The organism is Streptomyces sp. NPDC049541 (genome assembly GCF_044465725.1).
Taxonomy (GTDB): domain Bacteria; phylum Actinomycetota; class Actinomycetes; order Streptomycetales; family Streptomycetaceae; genus Streptomyces.
Genome location: NZ_JBITLY010000002.1, coordinates 297856 through 321230, shown reverse-complemented (window position 1 = coordinate 321230; position 23375 = coordinate 297856). Strand labels below are relative to the sequence as shown.

The following is a 23375-nucleotide window of genomic DNA, read 5'->3' as shown; positions in this document are numbered from 1 at the left end:
GCAACCTTTTCGCGGTCGGCGGCAACTGAGCAGTGCACCATCGTTCCCTCCTCCGAACGGACAGGTATGAAGACAGCGAGGCAGGCCGCGCGGGAGCGCAGGCACAGACGCCGACTCCTGCTGGGCACCACATTGGCGCTGGCCGCCGCGGGCGTTCTCGCCTACATGGTCATGGGGGCTTTCCCCGGCGGCGCGGTGAATGCGGGGTCTGCCGCGGGCACCCCCTCCGCCACCACCCAGGTGAGAGCCGTCGGCTCGGCGGAGCCGAGCGCCGCGGCCACGTCGGCGTCCCCGACCACGCCCGGCACGTCGACCCCGAAGGCCACAGCGATCACACCGTCAGCGCGTCCGTCGGCCAAGGACACCCCGCGCTCCGGGCGGACGGCGTCCACCACGGCAGTACCGGCAGGGCGGATTCGGCCCCACACCACCTACACGGGGGTTGCCACCGCCTACGCGGCCGGTGACGGAAACGGCGCCTGTCTGTTCGGACCCAGCGACGACCTCATGATCGCCGCCATGAACACCACCGACTACGAGACGTCCAGGGCGTGCGGTGCGTATGTGCTCGTCCACGCGGCCAACGGTGCCTCCGTCACCGTACGGATCACCAACGAATGCCCCCTGCCCTGCGCACCCGGGCAACTCGACCTCAGCCAGCAGGCCTTCGCCAAGCTGGCCGACCTCAAGGTCGGCCGGCTGCCGATCACCTGGCAGCTGGTGAGCCCCAGCACGGTCGGCACGATGTCGATCAGGTACAAGACCGGGTCCAGCCCGTACTGGTGCGCCATCCAGGTGATCGGCCACCGGAACCCGGTGGCGCGGCTGGAGGTCCGCACCTCGGGCGGCTGGCGGCAGTTGCCACGCACCGACTACAACTACTTCATCTCCGCCAACGGCGCCGGATGCGGCGGCTCGATCAGAATCACGGACCTGTACGGGGAGCAACTGACCGTCAGCGGGATCGCCCTGCGGCCGGACGTCGTGCAACCGACCCGGGTCCAGTTCGCGCGCCACTGATCTCCGCGACCGCCCCAACTTTCGCTGGGCATTACGAAATCCAAGGCGCCACGGTCGTTAGGCAGACGATCGAGCACGTCAATCCCTCCGTCGAAGCAGCTTTACCTCCCAGCTAACTGGCGGGTGAAGCCTTCGAAACTTTCGCAGTAGACGACGAATCATGCGAGAGGGATTGACGCGCCTTGGCGCCTCCCTATCATCCACAATGCTCAGCAAGTCGACTAGCGTTCGAAATTCCGCACAGGCCCAGACCCTGTAGATGTCATGAACACATCAACACGAGGGAGAAGAATGAACACGCTGAAGCGACTCGGCCGTCGCCGAGTCCCCCTTTTAGGCCTGCTCGCCGTGGCCGCCCTGGTGGTACCCGGGACGGCGTCCGGCGCGTCCGGCCCCACGATCCAGGCCTCCACACTGGGCGCCCAGGCGGCCCAGTCCGGACGGTACTTCGGGACCGCCGTGGCCGCCGGGCGGCTCGGCGACAGCACGTACGGCAGGATCCTGGACCGCGAGTTCAACGCGATCACGCCCGAGAACGAGATGAAGTGGGACACCACCGAACCGTCCCGCGGCAACTTCAACTTCGGGCCCGGCGACCAGATCGTCAGCCACGCCACCGCGCACGGTCAGCGGATGCGCGGCCACACCCTGGTCTGGCACTCCCAACTGCCCGGCTGGGTCGGCTCCATCAGGGACGCGAACACCCTGCGCAGTGTGATGAACAACCACATCACCACCGTCATGAACCACTACAAGGGCAAGATCTACGCCTGGGACGTGGTCAACGAGGCCTTCGCCGACGGCGGCAGCGGGCAGCACCGCAGCTCGGTCTTCCAGGACGTGCTCGGCGACGGCTTCATCGAGCAGGCCTTCCGCACCGCACGGTCGGCCGACCCGGCGGCCAAGCTCTGCTACAACGACTACAACATCGAGAACTGGTCGGACGCCAAGACCCAGGGCGTCTACCGCATGGTCCGCGACTTCAAGTCCCGCGGTGTGCCCATCGACTGCGTCGGGTTCCAGTCCCACTTCGGCACCGGGGGCCCGCCGGCCAGTTTCCAGACCACGCTGTCGAACTTCGCCGCTCTCGGTGTGGACGTCCAGATCACCGAGCTGGACATCGCGCAGGCCTCGCCGACGGCGTACGCGAACACCGTCCGGGCTTGCCTGAACGTGCCGCGCTGCAACGGCATCACGGTGTGGGGCATCCGCGACAGCGACTCCTGGCGCAGCGGGGACAACCCCCTGCTGTTCGACCGCAACGGCAACAAGAAGCCGGCATACAACGCGACGCTGTCGGCGATGGGCGGCACGCCCGCCGCCACCCGCAGTGCCGCCGACGCCGCCGCCCTGCCCAGCCGTTACTCGTGGAGCTCCAGCGGCCCGCTGATCGCGCCCAAACCGGACGCCACGCACAACATCGCCGGGATCAAGGATCCGACGGTCGTCTACTACAACGGCAAGTACCACGTGTTCGCCAGCGTGGCCAACTCCTCCGGATACAACCTGGTGTACCTGAACTTCAGTGACTGGTCCCAGGCCGGTTCGGCCACGCACCACTATCTGGACCGCACCGCCATCGGCACCGGATACCGGGCCGCGCCGCAGGTGTTCTACTACGCGCCGCAGCGCCTGTGGTACCTCGTCTACCAGACCGGCAACGCCTCGTACTCCACCAACTCCGACATCAGCAATCCCAACGGGTGGAGCGCGCCGCGCAACTTCTACCCGTCGATGCCGGACATCATCCGGCAGAACATCGGGGGCGGCTACTGGGTCGACATGTGGGTGATCTGCGACAGCGCCAACTGCTATCTGTTCTCCTCCGACGACAACGGGCACCTCTACCGTTCGCAGACGACCGTCGGCCAGTTCCCGAACGGCTTCACCAACACCGTCATCGCGGCCCAGGACTCCAACAAGTACGCCCTGTTCGAAGCGAGCAACGTGTACAAGGTGCAGGGCAGCAACCAGTACCTCCTGCTCGTCGAGGCCGTCGGCTCGGACGGCCGCCGCTACTTCCGCTCCTGGACCGCGAGCAGCCTCGCCGGCTCGTGGTCACCGCTGGCCGCGTCCGAGAGCAACCCGTTCGCCAGGGCGAGCAACGTGACGTTCCCCTCCGGTACCTGGAGTCGGGACATCAGTCACGGCGAGATGATCCGCGCGGGCTACGACCAGACGCTCACGATCCCGTCCTGCAAGCTGCAGTACCTGTACCAGGGCAAGGACCCCAACGCCGGAGGTGACTACAACAGCCTGCCGTGGCGGCTGGGCCTGCTCACCCAGACCAATTCCACCTGCTGACCCTGTGGGCCCCGCCACTCGTGCGGGGCCCCTCTGCGTGGGCACAGGGCAGGCACTATGGGGCGTATGGAGCACGCCGGCGGTGAAGGGCCGAGACCGGGCGTCCCGGGGCCGGAGTCCCGTGCGGCCGCCGGGCTGCAGGTCGGTGTTCTCGGTGGGCTGACCGTGACGCGTGGCGGACGGGCCCTGAGCCTCGGCGGGCCCCGGCCGCGTGCGCTGTTCGTGCTGCTGGTGCTGGCACGGGGCGCCGTGGTCACCCGTGACCGGCTGGTCGACGCCGTGTGGGGCGAGGAGCCGCCGCCGAGCGCGGTCGGCGCTCTGCAGGCATATGTCTCGCGGCTGCGGCGCGAGCTGGAACCGGCCCGCACGACCGGTTCCCGCAGCAGCGTCCTCGTACGGGAGGGCTCCGGTTACGCGATCCGTCTCGCTCCCCACGAGGTCGACGCCTGGCGGTTCGAAGCGCTGCTCGAACAGGCCGGTCGGCCCGCGACTTCGGCGACCGAGAAGGTCGGCCTGCTCACCGAGGCGCTCGCCCTCTGGAGGGGCCCGGTCTTCGCGGGGTTCGAGGACGCGCCCTGGGCACGGGCGGAGGCGGCGCGCCTCGCGGAGCTGCGTGAGGTGATACGGGAGCGACTGCTGGCAGCCCGCCTGGAGCGCGGGGAGCATGGCGAGGTGTTGCTCGACGAGGCCGAGGACCTCGTCGCCGAACAACCCCTGCGCGAGGAACGCTGGTCCCTGCTGGCCCTCGCCTGCTACCGAGCCCGTGGCCAGGCCGAGGCCCTGGCCGTACTGCGTCGCGCCCGCCGCACGCTTGCCGACCGGTTGGGCATCGATCCGGGTCCCGCCCTGCGCGGCGTCGAGTCCGAGGTTCTGTCCCAAGCACCGCGCCTCGTCCTGCCGGCACCGGCTACCGCGTCGGCGCACGCACATACGGCCGACCAACTCGTCGAGCGGGAGCATGAGTTGGCCGAGCTGCGGGAGTATCTGTCGGACGCGGTCGCGGGCCGCGGCGGACTGGTGTGTGTGCAGGGTCCCGCCGGTATCGGCCGGAGCGCACTGCTGGCGGAGGCGGCCCGGTGGGGCCGGGAGTCGGGCGTACGGGTACACGGTGCGCACGCTCCCTCGCCCACCCGCCCCGGTGAACCCCACGACGTCGTACGCCAGTTGCTCGGCCCGGAAGCCACCGAGCAGGACGGTCTGCTTGCCGACGGTGCGGACGGCTTCGACGTTCTGCACGCGCTGTACCGGCTCACCGAGCGCCTGGTCACCGCCGACGAGCCGGCGCGGCGGCCCCTGCTCCTGCTCGTGGACGACCTACAGGCGTGCGACACGGCGTCCCTGCGCTTCCTCGCCCATCTGCTGCCGCGCATCCAGACGCTGCCGATACTCGTGGTCACCGCCCTGCGCACCGGGGACCTTCCTGCCCTGGACGAGAACGAGCAGGTCCTGGCCGACATCGTGCAGGACCCGACGGTGGTGCACATCCGGCCGGAGCCGCTCGGCGCGGCAGGTGTCGAGCGTCTCGTACGGCAACGGCTCGGCGCCCCGGTGCATGAGGACGTCGTCCAGGCCTGCCACCGGGTGTCGGCGGGGCTGCCGCTGCTGCTGACCCACGTGCTCGGGACGTTGGAGACGGCGGGAGAGGGGACGGATCCGCACCTCGTGGAGGAGGCCGGCATCCGTGCCGTCTCCGACCTCCTGCTCCCCCGGCTGGACCGGCTGCCGTCCGCCACCGCGGACGTCGTCCGGGCGATCGCGGTCCTCGGCGGCGGGGCCTCGCTGCCGGCGGTCGCCGCCTTCGCGAGGCGGTCCGAGCAGGACGTGGCCGGGGCGACGGCGGCCCTGGTACGGGCCGAAGTGGTCCGTGACCAGTACCCGTTGGACTTCGTCCATCCCCTGACCGGCGAGGCCGTGCTGCGGAGGGTGTCCCAGCGGGAGCGCCCCGCGCTGCATGAGAGGGCGGCACGGGTGCTCGACCGTGCCGGGGCGGCTCCGGAGCGGACCGCCGCGCATCTGCTCCTGGTCCCCTACCGCGGCGACCCCTGGGTGGTCGGCGTCCTGCGCACCGCCGCGGCACGCGCGCGTGCCCGCGGCGCCAACGACGCCGCCGCCACCCTGCTCACGCGGGCGCTGCTCGAACCGCCCGCGCGGGAGGTCCGGCCCGAAGTGCTGCTGGAGCTCGGCCGGGCGGAAGCCCTCGTGGACGGGCCGGCGGCGGCCCGGCATCTGCGGGAGGCGTACGAGGCGTCACCGCCGGCCGCGGGCGCCGCTCGTCTGCTCGCGCAGACACTGATCTACACCGGCAGGCCCGGTGAGGCGGCCGAGTTCGCGGCGCGGGCGGCGGCGCAGTTGCCGCCCGCCGGACGAGCCGCTGCGGACGGCACCGCAGACGACTGGCAGGGGCTGGTGGCTCTGGCCCGGTTCGGCGCCTTCGCGCACGGGCTCTGCACCGCGGGCGCCGACGGTCAGCTGCCACCTCCCCTGGGCGAGGGGCCCGGGGCCCGTATGCTCGCCGCCGAGACGGCGAGGGAGGCCACCGTATGGGGACTCGACCGCACCGCGGCCGTCGCCTCCGCCCGCTTCGCGCTCACCGAACGGGTACTGCTGCACCGCGGCGAGATCCTCTCCTGGTGCACCGCGGGCGTGGTGCTGCAACTGGCCGGCGAGGACGTCAGGCGGTTGTGGGACGAGACGCTGACGTACGCCGGGCAGCGGGGGTCGCTGGTCGGGACGCTCTCGGCACATCTGTGGCAGGGGTTCACCCGGTGGCGGCACGGTGAGTTGGACCAGGCACGCCGGTCGTTGGAGGCCGCGCTCGAGCAGTTCGGCGCGTGGGGGGTCACGCCCGGCGCCCCGCACTGCCGGGCGTTCCTGACGGGCGTGCTGCTCGACCTCGGCGACATCTCCGCGGCCCGTGCCTGTATGGAGCGGATGCGGCAGCGGAGCGCGGGTGCCGAAGGGGCACGGTTGCGCGGGGAGAGCGAGGCTCGCGTGCTGATCGCCGAGGGCCGGTACGCGCGGGCGCTGGCCGTACTGGACGGCGTACGGCATCTCCAGCCCGAGGTGGTGAACCCGGTGTGGTGGGACGGGGAGTTGCTGCGGGTGCGGGCGTTGACCGGGCTGGGTGAGCGGGACCGGGCCGAACGGCTCGCGCGGGAGCAGTTGTCGTCGGCCCGCCGGTGGGGTGCGCCCGGGACGGTCGCCCGGGTGCTGCGGCTGCTCGGTGAGGTGCGCGGGCCCGACGGCGCGACCGAACTCCGGGAGGCGCTCGCCCTCGCGGGCGACGGCCCGGCTCGCCTGGAACACATGCGTGCCCTTCAGGCCCTGCATGCCGTGGCCTGCGGGGACACCGTCGAGGACGGCGTCGTACGCCGGCTCCCCCCTGTGTGACCGGCGTACGACAGGCCGTCGGGAGGAGAATCCGACGCCCGACTTGCGATCGGCTTGCAAGCGGTTCGCAAGACCGGTGGTGCATCGTCCATGCCCCGGGGGAAGCACCCGCATCACGAGGCAGACGCACCGCAAGAGCACGAACGGGGGCGGTCCGGGGGACGGGCCGGATGCACAGGACATGAGCGAAGCGATACACGGTGGGGGCCCGTGGGCGGTCCCCGGCTACACGCAGATCAAGGAGCTGGGCTCGGGGGCCAGCGGCCGGGTGGTCCTGGCCACGCACGACACCACCGGCACCCATGTGGCGATCAAGTACCTCGCCGAGCAGCTCTGTGACGACCCGGCCTTCCGTGAGGTCTTCCGCGCCGAGGCCCGGCTGCTGGGCGAGCTCCGCTCCCCGCATGTCGTGGCGCTGTACGAGTACGTGGAGAGTCCGCGCGGTGCCGCCATCGTCATGGAGCTCGTGGACGGGGTGCCACTGCGCAAGCTGCTGCGCGAGCACGGCGCCACGACCGCCGAGGCCGCGCTCGTCGTGCTCAAGGGGTCGCTGCTCGGCCTCGCGGCGGCCCACGCGGAAGGTGTCGTGCACCGCGACTACAAACCGGACAACGTCCTGGTCGCCGCCGACGGTTCCTCCAAGCTGGTGGACTTCGGCATCGCCGTGCCGAGCGGGGTGGCCACCAATGCCTCGGGCACCCCGACCTATATGGCCCCCGAGCAGTGGACCGGCGGTGCGGCCGGGCCTGCCACCGACGTGTACGCGGCGACCGCGACCTTCTTCGAGTGCCTGACCGGGATGAAGCCGTACCCGGGCCGGACGCTGGCCGAGCTCGCCGTCCAGCACATCGAGGCACCGATCCCGGCCGAGCTGGCTCCCGAGCCGGTGCGTCCGCTGATCCGCAGGGGCCTGGCCAAGACGCCCGAGGAGCGTCCGGAGAGCGCGGCGGCGTTCGTCGAGGAGCTCGAGGCGGTCGCGGTGGGCGCGTACGGAGAGGAGTGGGAGGAGAACGGCCGACGCGAACTCGCCGCCCTGGCTGCCCTGTTCTTCCTTCTCTTCCCGCTCTCGGACGGTACGGCCTCGGGCACGACCGCCCTGGCCACGACCACCCTCGGGTCGGGCGCCCGTAAGCTGCCCGGCAGAAGGGGGAAGGTCCTGGCCGGGCTGGCGGCGGGGGTCGTGCTGGTGGTGGGCGGGGTAGCGGTGACGGCCATGGCCACGGGTGGCGGCGGTGGGCACCGCACCACGAACGGCGCCGTGTCCGGTGACTCCGCCGACGGGACCGGTCCGAGCGGGCCGGCCGACTCCCCCGCCGGCAGCCCCTCGGCATCGGACAGCTCCGCGTCGCCGTCCGGGAGCGACTCTCCGTCCCCGTCGGCGTCCGGGAAGGACGGCGCCTCACCCAGCGCGGGCGGAACGGCCGATGGCCCGGGCGGCGGGGCGTCGGGCGCAGGTGGGACGACGTCCACGACGGGCGGCGGTACGAGCAGCACGGGGACCACCGGCGGCGGTACGACCACGAGCGGCGGTGACTCCACCAGCGGCGGCGGGACCACGACGAGCGGTGGTCCCACGAGCGGGAGCGGCACCCCCACACCCCCGCCCACCCTCGACGTCACCTCGGCGCAGATCAACGCGGTGGGCCCCACCTCGGCCACCTGCACCATCGTGGCCTCGGTGAGTGTGACGACGGACGGTGCCGCCGACGGCACGCTCTACCTCAGCTGGTACGCCAGTGACTCGGCCGGCGCCGTCGGCACCGTCGTCGCCACCGACCCGGTCGCGCTGCCCAAGGGGAAGACGCAGATCTCGGGCCGCTACACCCACGCCTTCCCGGTGCCCACCCGCTCCGACTACCTCGGCGTCCGGATCACCACCGATCCCGCCGCCGACTCCGGCAACGGTTCCTTCCAGTCCACTGCGGCTCCCGTCGATTGCGACCCGCCCCGATGAGCACACCCTCCGAGGACCCCCGACTGCGGTTCGCCCGCACCGACCCGGCGTCCCAGCCCGGCGACCCCGATCTCACCGCCACCCTCCCGCCGACGGATCCGGCCGCGACCCTGCACCTTCCGCCCTCGGAAGGTGCCGAGGACGAGACCCGCTTCGGGCCCGGCGTGCCCGGTGCGACGGGCACGGCCGACAACCGCGCGACGGGAATCTGGCGGGGCACGGTCACCCCGCAGGTCCCGTCCGGCGTGACGGCCCGCCGCCCCCGGCCGTGGTGGCGACGCGAGCTGCGGTACCTGCTGGTGGTGATCGCCGTCGTCGTGGCCGTCGTACTGGCCGTGCGCTCCTGTACGGCCGCCGGAGGACCGCTGAACGTGCTGGACGCCACGGTGACGGCGCCCGAGGTCGGCCACTGCGCGAAGACGGTCGTGGTCACCGGAGTCCTCAAGACGGACGGCCATGCGGGCACCATTGACTACCGCTGGAGGCGCAGCGACGGCACGGCGTCGGCCGTCCTCCACCAGGAGGTCGGCAGGAACGTCACCAGCTCAAAGGTCGTGCTGCGCTGGAGCTTCGACGGCCGCGGCACCATGAAGGCCACCGCCACCCTCGAAGTGCTCTCGCCGGACCGGCTGACGGCCTCGACCAGCTTCACCTACGCCTGTTAGGCCGTGTTGAGCGAGACCCATGGCCCCGCACTCCCGCGCGATGCGCCGCCCCCGGCTCAGCAAGGAGCCGGCCTCGTCCTGCGGGGCGTGTGCGGCGAGCGCATGCAGTGCGCGGGCGTACTCCAGGCGGGCCGGGCCGTCCTCCAAGAGGGCGACGGCTTCACGCAGTTGGGGCTCGCCCTCGGGCCCGCGCAAGTGTCCGACGACCCGCAGCACCCGCCCCAGCGTGCTGGGCGCTCCCCACCCGCGGGCGACCGTCAGCTGCTCCTCGGCCAAGGCCAGCGCCTCGGCCCGGCGGCCGAGGCCCGCGAGCGCGCGCACCCGCAGCAACGACCACGGCCACCAGGCCGGGTTGGCCACCGCGGGCTGGAGGTGCGCCACGCCGTCGAGGGCGGCCAGCGCTTCCTCGTAGCGGCCTTCCGCGTTCAGCACGCCTGCTTCGCTCTCCCCCAGCAGCCGCTGCCCCTCCGTTCCCCGGATCCAGCCGCGCATCCGCTCCAGACAGGCCCGGGCCCCCGCGGTGTCACCGAGGTCCAGCAGGACGGCGGTCAGGAAGGTGCGGCCCTGCGGGGCCCCGGGCGCGAGACCCCAGATCTCCGACTGTCCGACCGCGGTCTCCAGCGACCGCCGTGCCGCGTTCAGGTCCCCGTGGTGCCACTGGGTGAAGCCGCGCCACAGATGGGTGGCGAGCACGGAGAACAGTGAGCCGCGCTCGACGGCACGGGCCACCGCCGCGTCCCACAGCTCGCCGACCTCCTCGTCGGCGAGATGCAGCACGATGGCGGCGGTGTACCAGAGCATCTCCTCCCCGGCGGCCTGGAGGACTCCGTCGGCGAGGGCGAAGCGGGCCAGTTCGACGGCCCGGTCCCGGTCGCCGCCGTCCGAGGCGGCCTCGCGGGCGAGGTTGGCGGCGAGCATCCGGGCGCCGGGGCCCTCGCCCTCGACGACGGGGTCCTCGACGGTGCGCCACAGCCGCTGGTCCAGTCCGTGCATGAAGCCGCTGATGCGCTCCAGCGCCAGCAGCCCCTGCCGTTCGTCGCTCAGCTCGGCGGGCAGTTCCGCCGCCGCCTGGCGGGCGAACTCGGTGGCCTGGCCATGGCCGCCGGCGAAGACCAGGGTCCGGGCGAGCAGCAGGGCGGCGACCGCTCTGCGCTGCGGGTCGGCGAGGGTGTCGTAGGCCTGGCGCAGATGGTCCACGGCGGCCGGGCCGTTGCCGGGCATCTCGGCACGTCCGAGTTCGAGGAGCACCTCCGGGCGGCGTTCGGGGGCGGGTGGCTCGTCGAGAACACGGGTGAGGTAGGTGGCGGCGGCGTCGGGGGCGCCCCGGCCGGCGGCCTCACGGGCGGCCGCGCAGAGGATGTCCACCACGGCCGGGTCGCCCCGGTGCGGGGCGAGCAGCAGCTGGGCCGCCGTGCGCTCCGGCGGTGCGCCTGCGGCGGACAGCGCACGGGCCGCCCGCTCATGCCTCAACTGCCGTTCGCCGGGAGGCAGTTCGCGGTAGACAGCGTCCCCGACGAGGGGGTGGACAAAGGCGTGGGGCCGGCCGTGGCGCAGGATGTCGGCCTGCACGAGCGGCACGATCGCCCGTGCCGCCTCCGTCTCCGGGCACTCCATGAGCGCGGCGACCTCGGCGAGCGTCGCCGCTCCGTCTCCCAGCACGGCGACGGCCTGCGCGGCGGCCCGTGCTCCTTCGGGCAGCCGCGCGATCCGGCCGAGGACCAGCCCGGACACCGCGCGCGCCCCGGTCTCGGCGACCTCCCCGCTGTGCGCGGCATCGGGCCGTGTCCCGCGCGCCTGCAGCGCCCGCAGCAACTGCCGCAGCAGCAGCGGGTTTCCGGCCGTGACGCGATGGCAGGCCGCCGTGAACTCCTCCTGTGGCTCCTCACCCAGCGTCTGCCGTACGAGCCCTGCCACCCCGCTCGCCGTCAACGGAGCGGGCCTGATCCGCGTCACCGAGGGATCCGTCGTCAGCGTCGCCGGCAGCTCCTCGCCCTGCTGCTCCCCCGTCCGCAGTGTGAGGGCGATGAGCACCGGCAGTCCTTCGAGCCGGCCCGCCAGATACGCCAGGAACCGCAGCGAACCGCTGTCGCACCACTGCACGTCGTCCACGGTCAGCACCAGCGGCCCACAGGCTCGCACCAGCTTCCGGGTCAGCTCGCACAGGCCGTTGAGCACGGCGAAACTCTGCGGCTGCTGCCCCCGCGCCCCTCCGAAGACCGCGCCCGCCGCGACGGCGGCCCCCGCGAGGAGGGTCTCCTCACCGCGGCTCACCACCCGCTCGAACAGCTGGCGTACGACCCCGAAGCCGTACTCCTTCTCCCGCTGGCTGCCCCTGGCGGTGAGGGTCAGGACCCGTTGCCCGGCGGCCAGTTCGGAGATCTCGCCGAGCAGGCGGCTCTTGCCGATGCCGGCCGGGCCCTCGATGAGCACGACGCCCGGTCTGCCGTCCATCGCCGCGCCCAGGCTGTGGCGCAGCTCGGCGATCTGGAGATCCCGCTCCACGAGTACGTCAGGGCGTGCGGCGGGGCGGGGGACGAATCCCGAAGGGGCGTCCAGCGCGGGAGACTGGGCCAGGATCCTGGCTTCCAGGTCGCCCAGAGCCGTCCCAGGAGCGCAGGCCCCGGCCGGCAGCAGCTTCCTCCCGCGGCGCAGGGTCTCCAGGGCGTCGGCCTGGCGGTGGGAACGGTAGAGGGCGAGGGCGAGAAGGCGGCGGCGTTCCTCTCGGAGCGGGTCCTCGGCGACCAGGGATTCGAGTGCGGGGACGAGAACGGCGTCCTCGCCGCGGGCGAGACGGGCGGCGAGCAGGCGCTCGCGGGCCAACTCGCGCAGTTCGGTGAGACGCACCACCTCCGGGCGGGCCCAGGGCTCGGCGGCGTACTCCGCGTAGGCGGAACCACGCCACAGCGCGAGCCCGGATTCCAGGACGGACACCGCCTCCGAGGGTCGGCCCTGGTCGCAGTGCACGGCGGCGGACCGCAGCGCCGCCTCGAACCGCCAGGCGTCCACGGCGTCCTCCGGCAGCCGCACGGCATAACCCGCCCCCTCGCTGACGATGACCCCGGCGCGCGCCCTCGCCTCCCGCTCGGGTTCGAGGCAGCGCCTGAGGTGGGAGACATGGGCGTGCAGCGAGGCGGCGGCACGGGGCGGCGGCGTGCCACCCCAGACCCGTTCGACCAGCCGGTCACGGGAGACGACCGAGCCGCGGGCGACGATCAGCAGGGCGAGCACGGCACGCTGCCGCCGCCCGCCCAGCTCCAGCGGCCGGCCCCGGAACCCGGCACCGACCTCGCCGAGCACCGTCATGCGCAGTTCGTGCAGCGACACGTGGGGCATCAAACCAGAACTTCGCCACACTGCTCCACAGCAGTCTCACAACAAAGACACTTCTCCTGGCGGTGCCCGCCGTGCCCTCAGTGGAGCACTTCCCAGGGCAGCGACGGCCCACCGCGCTGCTCGACGAGTCGCCAGACCTCTTCGGGGGTCTCGCGGGTGAGGGCGACGGCTGCCAGGGAGGCGCAGGTGTCGTGGCGCAGGCGGCGGATGCGGGACCGGACCTCGTCGAGGGCTGCGGGGCCGACCGAGAGGCTGTCGCAGCCGAGGCCGATGAGGAGGGGGGTCACCAGGGGGTGTGCGGCGGCGTCGCCGCAGACGGAGACCTGGCGGCCGTGGCGGTGGGCGGCGGCGACGACGCGGGCGATGGCGTCGAGTACGACGGGGTGTGCCGCCATGGCGGGGCCGGTGGCGGGGTCTCGCCGGTCCAGGCCCAGGATCTGGCAGGTGAGGTCGTTGCTGCCGATGGAGAAGAAGGCGGCTTCGCGCGCGAGGTCGTCGGCGGCGGCGACCGCCTCGGGCAGTTCCACCATGATGCCCAGGGGCGGCGCCGGGACGCCTGCTTCGGTGGCGGCGGCCTCGAGGAGGCGTCGGCAGGCGCGGAGTTCGTCGACGCTCGCGACCATGGGGATCATGATGCGCAGATCGGTGCCGGCTCCGGCGCCGAGGAGGCTGCGGAACTGGTCGGCGAAGGCCTCCGGCCGGCCGAGCATGAGGGGCAGCCCGCGCCCGAGCCGGCCGTCCTCGCGGCTCTCGGCGAGGAACGGCGGCAGTTTGTCGTCGGCGAAGTCGAGCGTGCGCGCCGTGACGACCTGCCCGGCCAGGGCACGCAGGACGGGGATGAGGGTCGCCGCGTGCTGGGCGCGGGTGGGCCAGGCGCGATGGTTGAGGAAGGGGAGTTCGGTGCGGAGCAGGCCGACACCTTCGGCGCCCGTGGCCAGGGCGGCGCGGGCCTCGGCCGCGGTGGCCACGTTCGCCCGCAGCACGATGCGGTGACCGTCGAGTGTCTCGGCGGGCAGGTCACGCTCCTCGGCGAGGGCGAGCCTGCGGGTCCGGGCGGCCTCCATCGCCCTCAGCGCCCTGGTCCGTTCCTCGTCGTCGGGGTGGGCGACGGCGCTGGCCTGGTCGGCGTCGAGCAGGATCTCCAGGCCGTCCGGCAGTTCGAGCAGCCGCGGGTCCACGGCCAGCAGGAAGGGAACGCCCAGCGAGCGGGCGACGATGGCGGCATGCGAGTTCGGGCCGCCGGTCACGGAGAGGGCGGCTGTCACCGTCCGGCCGGGTTCCAGCAGATCGGCGGCGCCGATCTCCTGGGCCACCAGGACGAGGGGCTGGTCCGGGGCGGGATCCGTGTCGCCGTGCAGGTGCGCGAGGACGCGGCGGCCGACCTGCCGTACGTCCGCGGCGCGTTCGGCGAGGGTGGGGTCGTCCAGGGCGGCGATGGTTGCGGCGTAGGCGTCGACGGCCTGCCGGACGGCGACCGGTACCGGCCGGCCGTCTTTCGCCCCCTTGACCGCCTGGTCGCGCAGATCCCGGTCCTGGGCGATGTAGCTGTTGACCTCCATGATGTCGGCCTGCTCGTCCTTGCCCTGTGCGCGCAGCGAGGTCGACAGTTCGAGCAGGCGGGCGGCGACGGTGTCGAAGGCTTCCGTGATCTGCTGCGTGGGGTCGCCGCCGGCGCGGTGGGGCAACGCCCCTCTCGTGAAGGGCCGGTCGGTGCGGTGCAGGACGCCGAGGGCCGTGCCGGGTGCGGCGGCCTGCCCGGTGAAGGTGTGGCGGTCGGTCACCGGGCCCCCAGTGTCTCGGCGAGGGCGCGGAAGACCAGGGCGGTGGAGGTGGCGCCCGGGTCCTGGTGGCCGATGCTGCGGGCGCCGAGATAGGAGGCGCGGCCCTTGCGGGCCTGCATCGGGGCGGTGGCGCGCATGCCCTGCTCGGCGGCATCGGCGGCGGCCGCGGCCGCGGCGCCCAAGTCGGCCCCGACGTCGGCCTGTTGCCGGAAGGCCGCCAGTGCGGGGGCGTAGGCGTCGATCATGGTCTTGTCCCCCGGGGCGGCCGCTCCGAGCTTCTCGATGCTCGCGAGACCGGCGGCCAGTGCGGCGGCGAGCTGCTGCGGGTCGGCGGTGGCGGTGTCCAGGGCCTTGCCGATGGCGCGGAAGGCACCGCCGTACAGCGGTCCGGAGGCGCCGCCGACGGTGGAGATGAGGGTGGTGCCGGTCTTGACCAGTACGGCCCCCACGGTGTCCGGCTCGTAGTCGGCCAGGGCCTTGACGGCGGCGGAGAAGCCGCGGTGCATGTTGGTGCCGTGGTCGGCGTCGCCGATGGCCGAGTCGAGTTGGGTGAGGTGGTCCTTGTGCTGGTCCACGGCGGCTGCGATGGCCTGCACCCAGGTGCGGGCGAGGTCGGTGTCCACGGGGTCTCCGATCGGGTTCGGTACGGGGTGGGCGGGTGGTGTGGTGAGCCGGGGGCGGGGGCGGCGGCGCGCGGGGTGCGGTCCGGGCGGGGCGGCCGCGGGAAGGCACCGGCCCGGCCCGCGCGGATGGCGCGCCCCGCCCCCGGCTCGGTTCAGACGCCCCAGCGCAGAGCCGGGGTGTTCACGGGTGCGTCCCACAGGGACAGCATGTCGCCATCGGCCTTGCACACGGTGAGGGAAACACCCGCCATGTCCAGGCTGGTCACGTAGTTGCCGACGAGGTTGCGGGCGATGACCACGCCCTTGTCCGCGAGTGCGGCGGCGACCTCGTTGAAGACCACGTACAACTCGATGAGCGGGGTGCCGCCGAGTCCGTTGACCATGACGATGGTCTCGTCGCCGGCGTCGAGAGGCTGGTCACCGAGGACGGCGTCCAGGGCGGTGGCCACGATCTCCTTCGCCGGGCGGAGCTTCTCGCGGCGCCGGCCGGGTTCACCGTGGATGCCGACGCCGACCTCCATCTCGTCCTCGGGCAGCTCGAAGCCGGGCTTGCCGGAGGCGGGCGTGGTGCATGCGGTCAGTGCCACGGCGAAGGACCGGGAGGCGGCGTTGACCCGCTTGGCCATCTCCGCGACGGCGGCGAGGTCTGCGCCCTGCTCGGCGAGGGCCCCGGCGATCTTCTCGACGAAGACGGTGGCACCGGTGCCCCGGCGGCCGGCCGTATAGGTGGAGTCCTGGACGGCGACGTCGTCGTCGACCAGCACGGTCTCCACGGTGATGCCTTCCTCGACGGCGAGTTCGGCGGCCATCTGGAAGTTGAGGACGTCGCCCGTGTAGTTCTTCACGATGAACACCACGCCCGCGCCGCCGTCGACGGCCTGGGCCGCGGTGAGCATCTGGCCGGGCACGGGAGAGGTGAACACCTCACCGGCGCAGGCCGCGTCCAGCATGCCCCGACCCACGAACCCGCCGTGCAGGGGTTCGTGCCCCGAGCCGCCACCGGAGACGAGGGCGACCTTGCCCGGCTTGGTACCCGAGGCTCGGGCGATCACCCTGTTCTCCGCGTCGACCCTCAGTGCGGGGTGCGCGGCGGCGATCCCGGACAGCGCGTCGGCCAGTACTGCTTCAGGTGCGTTGATCAGCTTCTTCATGACAGGGCTCCTTCGGCGGCTGCGACGGGCTCGGGGGTCGGCTCGGCGGCGGTGGTGACACCCCGGCGGGCGTTCAGGGCGACGTAGAGGAAACCGGCGGCGACCGCTCCCACGACCTCGGCGATCAGGTAGACGGGCAGCTGGTTCCAGTGGACCGTGCCGTTGAACAACTGGCCGACCAGCATGGGCCCGATCGTGCGGGCAGGGTTGATGGACGCGCTGGTGGCGGGCGCGACCACCATGATGACGGCGAACACGGCGAGGCCGATGGCGAGTCCGGCGAACCCGCCGGCCGAACGGCGGTCGATCGCGCCGAAGACGACGAAGGCGAGGACGGCCGTGCCGAGCGCTTCGGCGAAGAAGGCCTGGCCGACACTGACTTGAGGGCCGTAGGAGGCGATGCCCAGGCCGACGGTCACGGCCTTGTGGCCGAGCACCCCGATGATCGCGAGGGCTCCCAGTACGGCGCCTGCGATCTGGGCGGCTATATAACCGGGGACATCCCGCCACGGCATCTTCCCCGTCGCGGCGAGCGCGAGGGTGATGGCCGGGTTGATCTGACAGCCGGAGATATGGCCGATCGCGTAGATCATCGCGATGACGACCGTGGCGAACGCCAGCGAGATCATGCCGAGGTCGGCGAAGGTGAACGGGGCCTTGCCGTTGACGATGAGGGTTGCGGGAACCGAGCCGACGCCGATGAACACCAGCATCGCGGTGCCCAGAACCTCGGCCAGCAGCTTCTGTGGGTAGGTGTTTTCTTCCATGAAAGGCGCCCAGCGCCCAACGGCGGCTCGGGCGTCTCACCTCCTCCGCGGGGAGCGGGCTGTGAAGGGAGGGGGAAGCCGGGCGGCTCTTCAGCCTCCGACTGCAGATTGTTCACTATGGATGAACGTTGTTCCGGAAATTAAGCCCGCGTTTCCAGCCTGTCAAGAGGTGCGACAGCCCTGGTGCTCATTGACGGGCAGACCGATACGAAGAAGGCCCCACGGCGGTGCGCCATGGGGCCCGGATCAGGCGAGGGTCAGCTCAACGTGGTGCGTGCGGCCGCACCCCGCGGGGCGCCCAGGTCGCGGGAGAGGTTGCGGGCGGTCTCCCGGACGGCGACCGCAAGCTCCTGACGTGCCGATTCGGCCAGAATCCGCTCGACGGGTCCGACGATGCCGAGAGAGCCGACCACCTCGCCGGAGCGGTCGAAGACGGGAGAGGCGATACCGGCGTCGCCGATGGCGGACTCCTGGTCCTCGACCGCATAGCCCGTCCTGAGGACCTCCTTCAGCTGCCCGGCCAGCTCCTCCGGGGCCGTGATGCTGGCACCGGTGAGCACCGCCCGCTCACCCGCGAGCAGCCGCTCACGCTCGCCGGCCGACAGGAAGGCCACGATCGCCTTGCCCAGGGCACACGTGCTCCACGGGATGCTGGCCCCCACCTCGAGGATCTGCACGGCGCCCTCGGGCCGGAAGGCATGGTGCACCACCAGGACGTGGTCGCCGGTGAGCACGGCCACCCAGACCGCCTCGTTCGTCCGGTTCGCGAGCTGGTCCGCCCAGGTCAGCGAGCGGGTGCGCAGCTCCTGGGTGTCCAGGTAGGCGTTGCCCAGCTGCACCAGTTCCGGGCCGAGCTGATACTTCGAGCTGTCCCGGTCCTGCACCACGAGACCCTCGGCCTCCAGCGTGCGCAGCAGCGCGTGCACGGTCGGCTTGGCCACGCCCAGGCGGTCGGCCAGCTCGGTCACCCCGAGCCGCGGACCGGTGGACGCGAGCTCCCGCAGTATCTGCACCGCCCGCTGCACGGCCTGCACCATCGAAAAATTCTCCTCGGTTCACTATTGCTGAACGCTGTTCCGACATCTACGTTAGCTGTTCATGAGCGCATCTGTCGGCATCGTACTCGTGTCCCACAGCGCCGAGCTCGCCGCGGGCCTTCGCCTGCTGGTGGAGCAGATCGGCTCCGACACGGTCCCCCTCGCCACCGCGGGAGGCACCGACGACGGCCGGATCGGCACCAGTTACGACCTCGTCCTCGACGCCATCCGCTGCGTCGACCGCGGTCAGGGCGTCGTCGTCCTGCCCGACCTCGGCAGCTCCGTGCTGACCGCCCGCACCGTCCTGGAAGACCATCCCCACCCCGACGTGCTGATCGTCGACGCCCCCTTCGTCGAAGGAGCCGTCGCAGCCGTCGTCACCGCCGCATCCGGCGCCGACCTGAAGACCGTCGCCGACGCCGCCAAGGAGGCCCGTCATGTCCACAAGCTCTGAGCCCACGACCACGACGATCCCGTCCAGGCACGGGGCGGCCGTGGTGCTGCCCGCCAACCTCCACGCCCGCCCCGCGGGTCAACTCGCCCGTGCCGCGGCCACCTTCACCAGTGCCATACGGCTGGAGTACGGCGACCGGACGGTCAACCCGACCGGCGTGCTCGCCGTCATGGGCCTGGGCGCCACCCTCGGAACCACCGTGACCGTCCGCGCCGAAGGCCCCGACGCCGAACAGGCCGTCACGGCCTTGGCGCAGATCCTCGCCACCGCCGAGTGACCCGACGCCACCGGCGCCGCGAACCGGCTGCCGCGACCGGTGACACGAGGAGCAGAGACCAGTGGAGGCGACCGAGGTGAGGCACGGGGACCACGGGTTCTTCGGTCCGGGTTCGGTGGTGTGGAAGGTCTGGAGCCATCCGACGGCGCCGACGGTCGGGTTCCAGCGGGCCGTGGTGGTGGAGGAACTCGACCGCCGCTGGTGGCCGCCGTCCACGCGACCCAGGGCATCTACCGGCGCTCCCGCACCCGTTACGTCCGCACTCTGCGCTACTTCGCGATGGTGGCCTTGGCCGGTTCCCGAGAGGTGAGCAAGGCCGCGGACGTCCTGGTCAAGGTCCACACTCCAAGGCGATCGGCGAACTGCCCTACGGCGGCGGCACCTACGACGCCAACGCCCCTGCCTCGCAGCTGTGGATCCAGCTCACCGGCCGGCACTCGGTCCTCTACGCGTACGAGAGGTACGGCCCCGGCAAGCTCACCGCGCAGGAGGAGCAGGAGTACTGGGAGGCCCGCGCGGTCGCCGCGGAACTGCAGACCTGCTCCCCCGACGACATCCCCCGCAGCCGGGCAGGCGTCCGGGCGTACTTCGAGCGCATGCGTCCGCGGCTGTCCGCCAGCCCGATCGCCCGGCAGGCCATGAACCACCTGCTCAGGAGTGAGCTCGTGCTGCCGCCGATGCCATGGTGGGCGAAGCCGGCGAGCCTGGCCGTCGCGAGGGCACAGCGGATCGCCACGATCGCCACCATGCCGCGCTGGATGCGCGAGCCGGCCGGGATCCGGCAGTCACGTCTGCTCGACGTGCTCATCGTGCCCGTCATGAGAACGGCCTTCGCGCTCGCGCACCTCAGCCCCAGGGCCGAACTGCGCCTGCTCGGTCTGATCTCGCCCTCCACGGTCCCGGTGGTCGCGCCGATCAAGCTCGGCATCCCGCCCCGCAAGGCAGAAGTGCTGACGCCCGCGGAGGCCCGCGCCCGCTACGGCTACGCCAAGCCCGCCGAGGCCCACCTCGAGTTCCGGGCCCGGCAGGCCGCCCGCGTCTTCGACGACGGCAAGGCACCCCGCGACCAAGGGCTCATCGAGTCCCAGGAGATCCTCGGACCACTGTCGTAACGCCGTCCTCAAATGTACTGCGCCAGCTGAACATTTGGGTAAGTGACCGAATAGGGAACCATATTCAGGACATCGCGTTGGAGGTGTAACGCGGCGACGTCGGCAAGGCGCTGAAGAACTGAGGCGTGGGAAAACCTCGGACTGAATTCAGACGCCCCGGGCGACCGTGCCACCACGACAACTCGTCAGATCGGAATTTCTCGTGAGCAACACAGACCCGGTTTCCGGATACCAGATGTACAACCAGCCCCCGGGGCCGGACCGCTCCGCGCAACGTCAGGCCGCCGGCCGACGGGCGGCACTGACGATCTGCACGATCGCCGACACGGCGGCAGGCCTGCTGGTCCTGTGGATTCTGCTGTTCCTGCTCGACGCGAACCGGGCGAACGTTTTCGTCAAGTTCGTGCACGGAATGGCGGACTGGCTGGCCGGATGGTCACAGGACATTTTCACGATGGACACCGAGGGTCTACGCGTCATCCTCAATCACGGTCTTCCGGCGGTTCTGTATTTGCTGATCGGTCACGGAATCGCCGCACGGCTCAACCGGGCCTGACCTCCTCGTCCCGCAGCCGGCCCGCCAGGGACGTCAGCGGCTCGGTCTCCTCCGTGCGGCCCAGTGCGGTCAGGTGGGAGATCGCCGCGTCGAGGCGGGTGAGGGCGGGGGCCGGGCGTTGCAGGTAGAGGCCCTCGACGGCAGCCGCGAGGCGGATGCACTCGGCCCACTCGCCGGCGCGGTCGTCGTCCGTTCCCGGTTCGCCGAGCAGCGCCAAAGCCTTGTCCAGGGCGACCAGGGCGTCCTCGTACTCGCCGGCGTAGGCGTTGACCCTTCCGTGTTCGTAGGCCAGGGCGGTGTCCAGGGAGCGGCCGTGGGCCTCGTATCCGGCGGTGCGGGCCTCGTCGGCGATCCGGCCGGCGTCGGCGAGGAAGGCGCGGGCACCGGCCAGGCCGTCGGGGCCCTGCTGCTGGGCCTGGAGGCGGGCGAGTTCGCGCAGGCAGTTGCTGAGCTGCTCGTGGCGCGGGGCCCGGGCGTGGGCGGCGAGTGCCTGGTCCGCGGCCTCGCGGGCCCGGCCGAACTCGCCGGCTTCACCCAGGAGTACGGCCGTCTCCGCGGCGATCATGGCATGGCTTCCCGGGTCGTCGTCCCAGCCGGCCGACTCGGCGGCGAGGGCGACGAACTCCGCCGTGGCGGCCTTGAGGTCCTCCCCCTCGTGCAGCGCGCGGGCCCGGGTCAGGCGCAGCTGGGCGACGAGCCGGTCGTCCACCTCTCCGGCGGCGATGTCCGGTTCGGCCAGCAGGGAGTCGAGCAGGGCGATGCAGTCCTCCACGCGGCCCAGGTCGAGGCTGAGCCGGGCCGCGTTGCTGTAGGCGCAGAGCGCGTCCGTGCGGCTGCCGTGGCGCAGCTCCAGCTCCGCGGAGCGCGTCAGGTGCCGCAGGGCCTCGTCGGGGCGGCCCAGGTGCATACAGGCCTCGGCCAGATCACCGTGGAGACGGGTGGTGTCGACGGCGTCGGCCGGCCAGTCGGCGGCGAGTCGCAGCCCCTCGCTGAGGTCCGCGTGGGCGGCCTCGGCGTCCCGCAGGCCGAGCTGGAGGCGGCCGCGCAGGCCGAGCGTGCGGGGCAGGTGCCAGGCGGGGCCATGTGCCTTCAGCCGGTCCAGGAGGGCGTCGACCTCGGTGACCGCGGCGGGCAGGTCGCCGGAGATGGCGTACGTGCTGGCCCGCAGTTGCAGGGCGCCGGAGACCTGCCCGACGATGTCGTGCCGGGTGGCGAAGGCGTGCAGCAGGTCCACCTCGGCGAGCACCGGTGCGACGTGCTCGTCGCTCCGTGACGTCTGCAGGCGCAGGGCGAGCGCGGTTGCCCGCAGTCGCAGCAGGCGGGCCTCCTGGTACGGCGCCAGTCCGGACGTCTCCTCGTGCAGACGGACCATGGACGCGTGGGCGGCGGTCAGCGCGGCGGCCTTCGCCTCGGTCTCGTCGACAGCCTCCCCAGCCGCCTCCGTCTCCGCGGGGATCTCCGCGGTGGCCAGCAGAGCGCAGGCGCGGGCCAGCGTCGCCTCTCCCGGCTGTCCGACGGCGTCGTACAGGGCCGCGGCCTCCTCGTGGAGCTCGGCGGCCGCGGCGAACTCGTCCTTGTGGCCCGCCCGGTTCGCCTCGTCGGCCAGCAGGTCGGCGCGCAGTCGTGCCAGCGGGCCCACGGCCGGGTCTTCGGGGTGGGTGTAGTCGCGGGCGGCGACGAGCGTGCGCAGCCGCGCCCAGCAGGCCTGTGCGTCCGGATGTCCCTGCTCGTCCAACTTCCTTGCCTGGACGATGAGTTCGGGCAGCGATTCGGGAACGGCGGCGGCCGTACGGGCGGCGGGCGCGGCGACGGGGGCGGCCGGGGCCGTGTCGTCGAGGCTGCGGGGCCGCAGGGTCAGTTCCAGCGCGTCCAGGAGCGGCGCGCGGTCGAGGCGGGCGCGGCGGCGGTCGAAGTGAGCCGTGGTGCCGTTGCGCGCGTCGAAGCGGGCGGCGAGGTCGTCGGCGCGGCCGCGCACCTCGGCGCGCAGGCCGGCCACCGTCCAGGTGCGGCCCGCGTAGCCGGCGGCGGGCTGTTCGCCGTGGCCGAGGAGCTCGACGCGCTGGAGGAGGACCTCCACGCCGGTGAGGAAGCCGAGCTGGTCCAGCGGCGAGTCGACCTCGTCGAACAGGTTCCGGTTCTCGGCGAGCAGTTCCAGTCCGCGGGCCTCGTTGCCGGTCAGCGCACAGAACTCCAGGTGCCGGCCGACCTCTTCGGACATCGAGGGGTTGCGGCGACAGCTGCGGTAGCCGGCGAGGTGCAGTTCGCGGGCCCTGTCGGCGCGGCCGGTGCGCAGCAGGGGCAACAGTGCGTACGAGGCGGAGCGGGCCGGTTCCTCCTGGCAGGACGCCTTCCCGGCCAGGACCGGCTCCCAGGCGCGCAGCGCCCGCTCGTCGTCGCCCGCCCTGAGGTGGTGCCGGGCACGCTGGCAGATCTCGCAGGCCTCGCAGTCGCTGAGCCTGGTGCGGGTGCGGCCCGCCCACAGCTCGTAGGCGAGGCTGGTGTCCTCGCCCACGTGAGCGGCGAGCTGGTACGCCTGTCCGTAGTACGGCTGGAGGCCGAGGTCGGCCTTCTCGTACCGGTCGCGCATCTCGGTCAGCCACTGGCGCAGGCTGGGCAGCGGTACCTCGGGCAGCTGACGCAGGGCGTGGGCCACCCACTTGAACCGCCAGAACAGCTGGTGGCGCAGGCGGTCGTCGAAGAGGTCGGGCTGCTCGTCGAAGAGGGTGAGCAGACGGGCGAAGGCGACGGGCGACTTACGGGGTTCGGAGCCGTAGGTGTACGCCTCCTGCAGTTCGAGGAGTGCGTGGACCAGCGGGAGCGGCTCCGCGAACTGCTCGGCCGCTTCGACGAGTTCCTCGGCGGTGACGGTGCGGGTGCGGCCGTAGGGGCGCCGGTCGTTCTCCTGGAGCGCCAGGTACAGCTCGTCGGTGTTCTGGGGTGCGGTCGGCATC

Annotated in this window: 16 protein-coding genes and 1 pseudogene; 10 read left to right on the top strand and 7 right to left on the bottom strand. The window is 72.4% G+C overall.

The genetic code is table 11. The features are described 5' to 3' along the window. Nucleotides 1–66: 66 nt before the first annotated feature. The 5 genes from ACIBW9_RS08625 to ACIBW9_RS08605 all read left to right on the top strand — a co-directional run bounded on the left by ACIBW9_RS08625 (nt 67) and on the right by ACIBW9_RS08605 (nt 9333). Nucleotides 67–1020, top strand: coding sequence for an expansin EXLX1 family cellulose-binding protein (locus ACIBW9_RS08625; protein WP_398952640.1), 954 nt, complete (start codon nt 67–69; stop codon nt 1018–1020). A 291-nt stretch (nt 1021–1311) separates the two neighbouring features. After that, nucleotides 1312–3324: a non-reducing end alpha-L-arabinofuranosidase family hydrolase gene (locus ACIBW9_RS08620; protein WP_398952638.1), complete on the top strand. Its 2013-nt coding sequence runs from the start codon at nt 1312–1314 to the stop codon at nt 3322–3324. 66 nt (nt 3325–3390) lie between these two features. Further along, entirely contained in the window at nt 3391–6714 is a 3324-nt protein-coding gene (locus tag ACIBW9_RS08615) for a BTAD domain-containing putative transcriptional regulator (protein ID WP_398952636.1), read from the top strand. Nucleotides 6715–6895: 181 nt separating this feature from the next. After that, entirely contained in the window at nt 6896–8668 is a 1773-nt protein-coding gene (locus ACIBW9_RS08610; protein ID WP_398952634.1) for a serine/threonine-protein kinase, read from the top strand. Next, complete coding sequence (locus ACIBW9_RS08605; protein WP_398952632.1) at nt 8665–9333, top strand: hypothetical protein; 669 nt, start codon at nt 8665–8667, stop codon at nt 9331–9333. Before ACIBW9_RS08610 ends, ACIBW9_RS08605 begins: the two co-directional genes overlap by 4 nt. On the opposite strand, the gene ACIBW9_RS08600 is transcribed toward ACIBW9_RS08605, so the two are convergent. The 6 genes from ACIBW9_RS08600 to ACIBW9_RS08575 all read right to left on the bottom strand — a co-directional run bounded on the left by ACIBW9_RS08600 (nt 9214) and on the right by ACIBW9_RS08575 (nt 18025). Then, nucleotides 9214–12657, bottom strand: coding sequence for a BTAD domain-containing putative transcriptional regulator (locus ACIBW9_RS08600; RefSeq protein WP_398952630.1), 3444 nt, complete (start codon nt 12655–12657; stop codon nt 9214–9216). The genes ACIBW9_RS08605 and ACIBW9_RS08600 overlap by 120 nt on opposite strands. A gap of 86 nt (nt 12658–12743) precedes the next feature. Further along, nucleotides 12744–14447, bottom strand: coding sequence for a phosphoenolpyruvate--protein phosphotransferase (locus ACIBW9_RS08595; RefSeq protein WP_398952628.1), 1704 nt, complete (start codon nt 14445–14447; stop codon nt 12744–12746). Next, entirely contained in the window at nt 14444–15070 is a 627-nt protein-coding gene (gene dhaL / locus ACIBW9_RS08590) for a dihydroxyacetone kinase subunit DhaL (protein WP_398952626.1), read from the bottom strand. The genes ACIBW9_RS08595 and dhaL overlap by 4 nt, the downstream gene beginning before the upstream one ends. Nucleotides 15071–15222: 152 nt before the next feature. Then, entirely contained in the window at nt 15223–16221 is a 999-nt protein-coding gene (dhaK, locus tag ACIBW9_RS08585) for a dihydroxyacetone kinase subunit DhaK (protein WP_398952624.1), read from the bottom strand. Beyond that, on the bottom strand, nt 16218–16988 hold the full coding sequence (locus ACIBW9_RS08580) for an MIP/aquaporin family protein (protein WP_398952622.1): 771 nt from the start codon (nt 16986–16988) through the stop codon (nt 16218–16220). The genes dhaK and ACIBW9_RS08580 overlap by 4 nt, the downstream gene beginning before the upstream one ends. A 257-nt stretch (nt 16989–17245) precedes the next feature. Then, complete coding sequence (locus tag ACIBW9_RS08575; RefSeq protein WP_398952620.1) at nt 17246–18025, bottom strand: IclR family transcriptional regulator; 780 nt, start codon at nt 18023–18025, stop codon at nt 17246–17248. A 61-nt stretch (nt 18026–18086) separates the two neighbouring features. Between ACIBW9_RS08575 and dhaM the strand changes: the two genes are divergently transcribed. The 5 genes and pseudogenes from dhaM (at nt 18087) to ACIBW9_RS08550 (ending at nt 20424) form a co-directional block, all read left to right on the top strand. Beyond that, on the top strand, nt 18087–18479 hold the full coding sequence (gene dhaM, locus ACIBW9_RS08570) for a dihydroxyacetone kinase phosphoryl donor subunit DhaM (protein WP_398952618.1): 393 nt from the start codon (nt 18087–18089) through the stop codon (nt 18477–18479). Continuing rightward, nucleotides 18463–18756: an HPr family phosphocarrier protein gene (locus tag ACIBW9_RS08565; protein WP_398952616.1), complete on the top strand. Its 294-nt coding sequence runs from the start codon at nt 18463–18465 to the stop codon at nt 18754–18756. Before dhaM ends, ACIBW9_RS08565 begins: the two co-directional genes overlap by 17 nt. Before the next feature lie 137 nt (nt 18757–18893). Then, nucleotides 18894–19487 (top strand): annotated as a pseudogene (locus ACIBW9_RS08560) (oxygenase MpaB family protein); the annotation flags it as partial. An 87-nt stretch (nt 19488–19574) separates the two neighbouring features. Continuing rightward, nucleotides 19575–19868: a hypothetical protein gene (locus tag ACIBW9_RS08555; protein ID WP_398952614.1), complete on the top strand. Its 294-nt coding sequence runs from the start codon at nt 19575–19577 to the stop codon at nt 19866–19868. Nucleotides 19869–20070: 202 nt separating this feature from the next. Beyond that, nucleotides 20071–20424: a hypothetical protein gene (locus ACIBW9_RS08550; RefSeq protein ID WP_398952612.1), complete on the top strand. Its 354-nt coding sequence runs from the start codon at nt 20071–20073 to the stop codon at nt 20422–20424. On the opposite strand, the gene ACIBW9_RS08545 is transcribed toward ACIBW9_RS08550, so the two are convergent. Further along, the gene (locus ACIBW9_RS08545; RefSeq protein ID WP_398952610.1) at nt 20411–23374 is read right to left on the bottom strand and encodes a hypothetical protein; all 2964 of its coding nucleotides are present in this window, start codon (nt 23372–23374) and stop codon (nt 20411–20413) included. The genes ACIBW9_RS08550 and ACIBW9_RS08545 overlap by 14 nt on opposite strands. Nucleotide 23375: the final 1 nt, after the last annotated feature.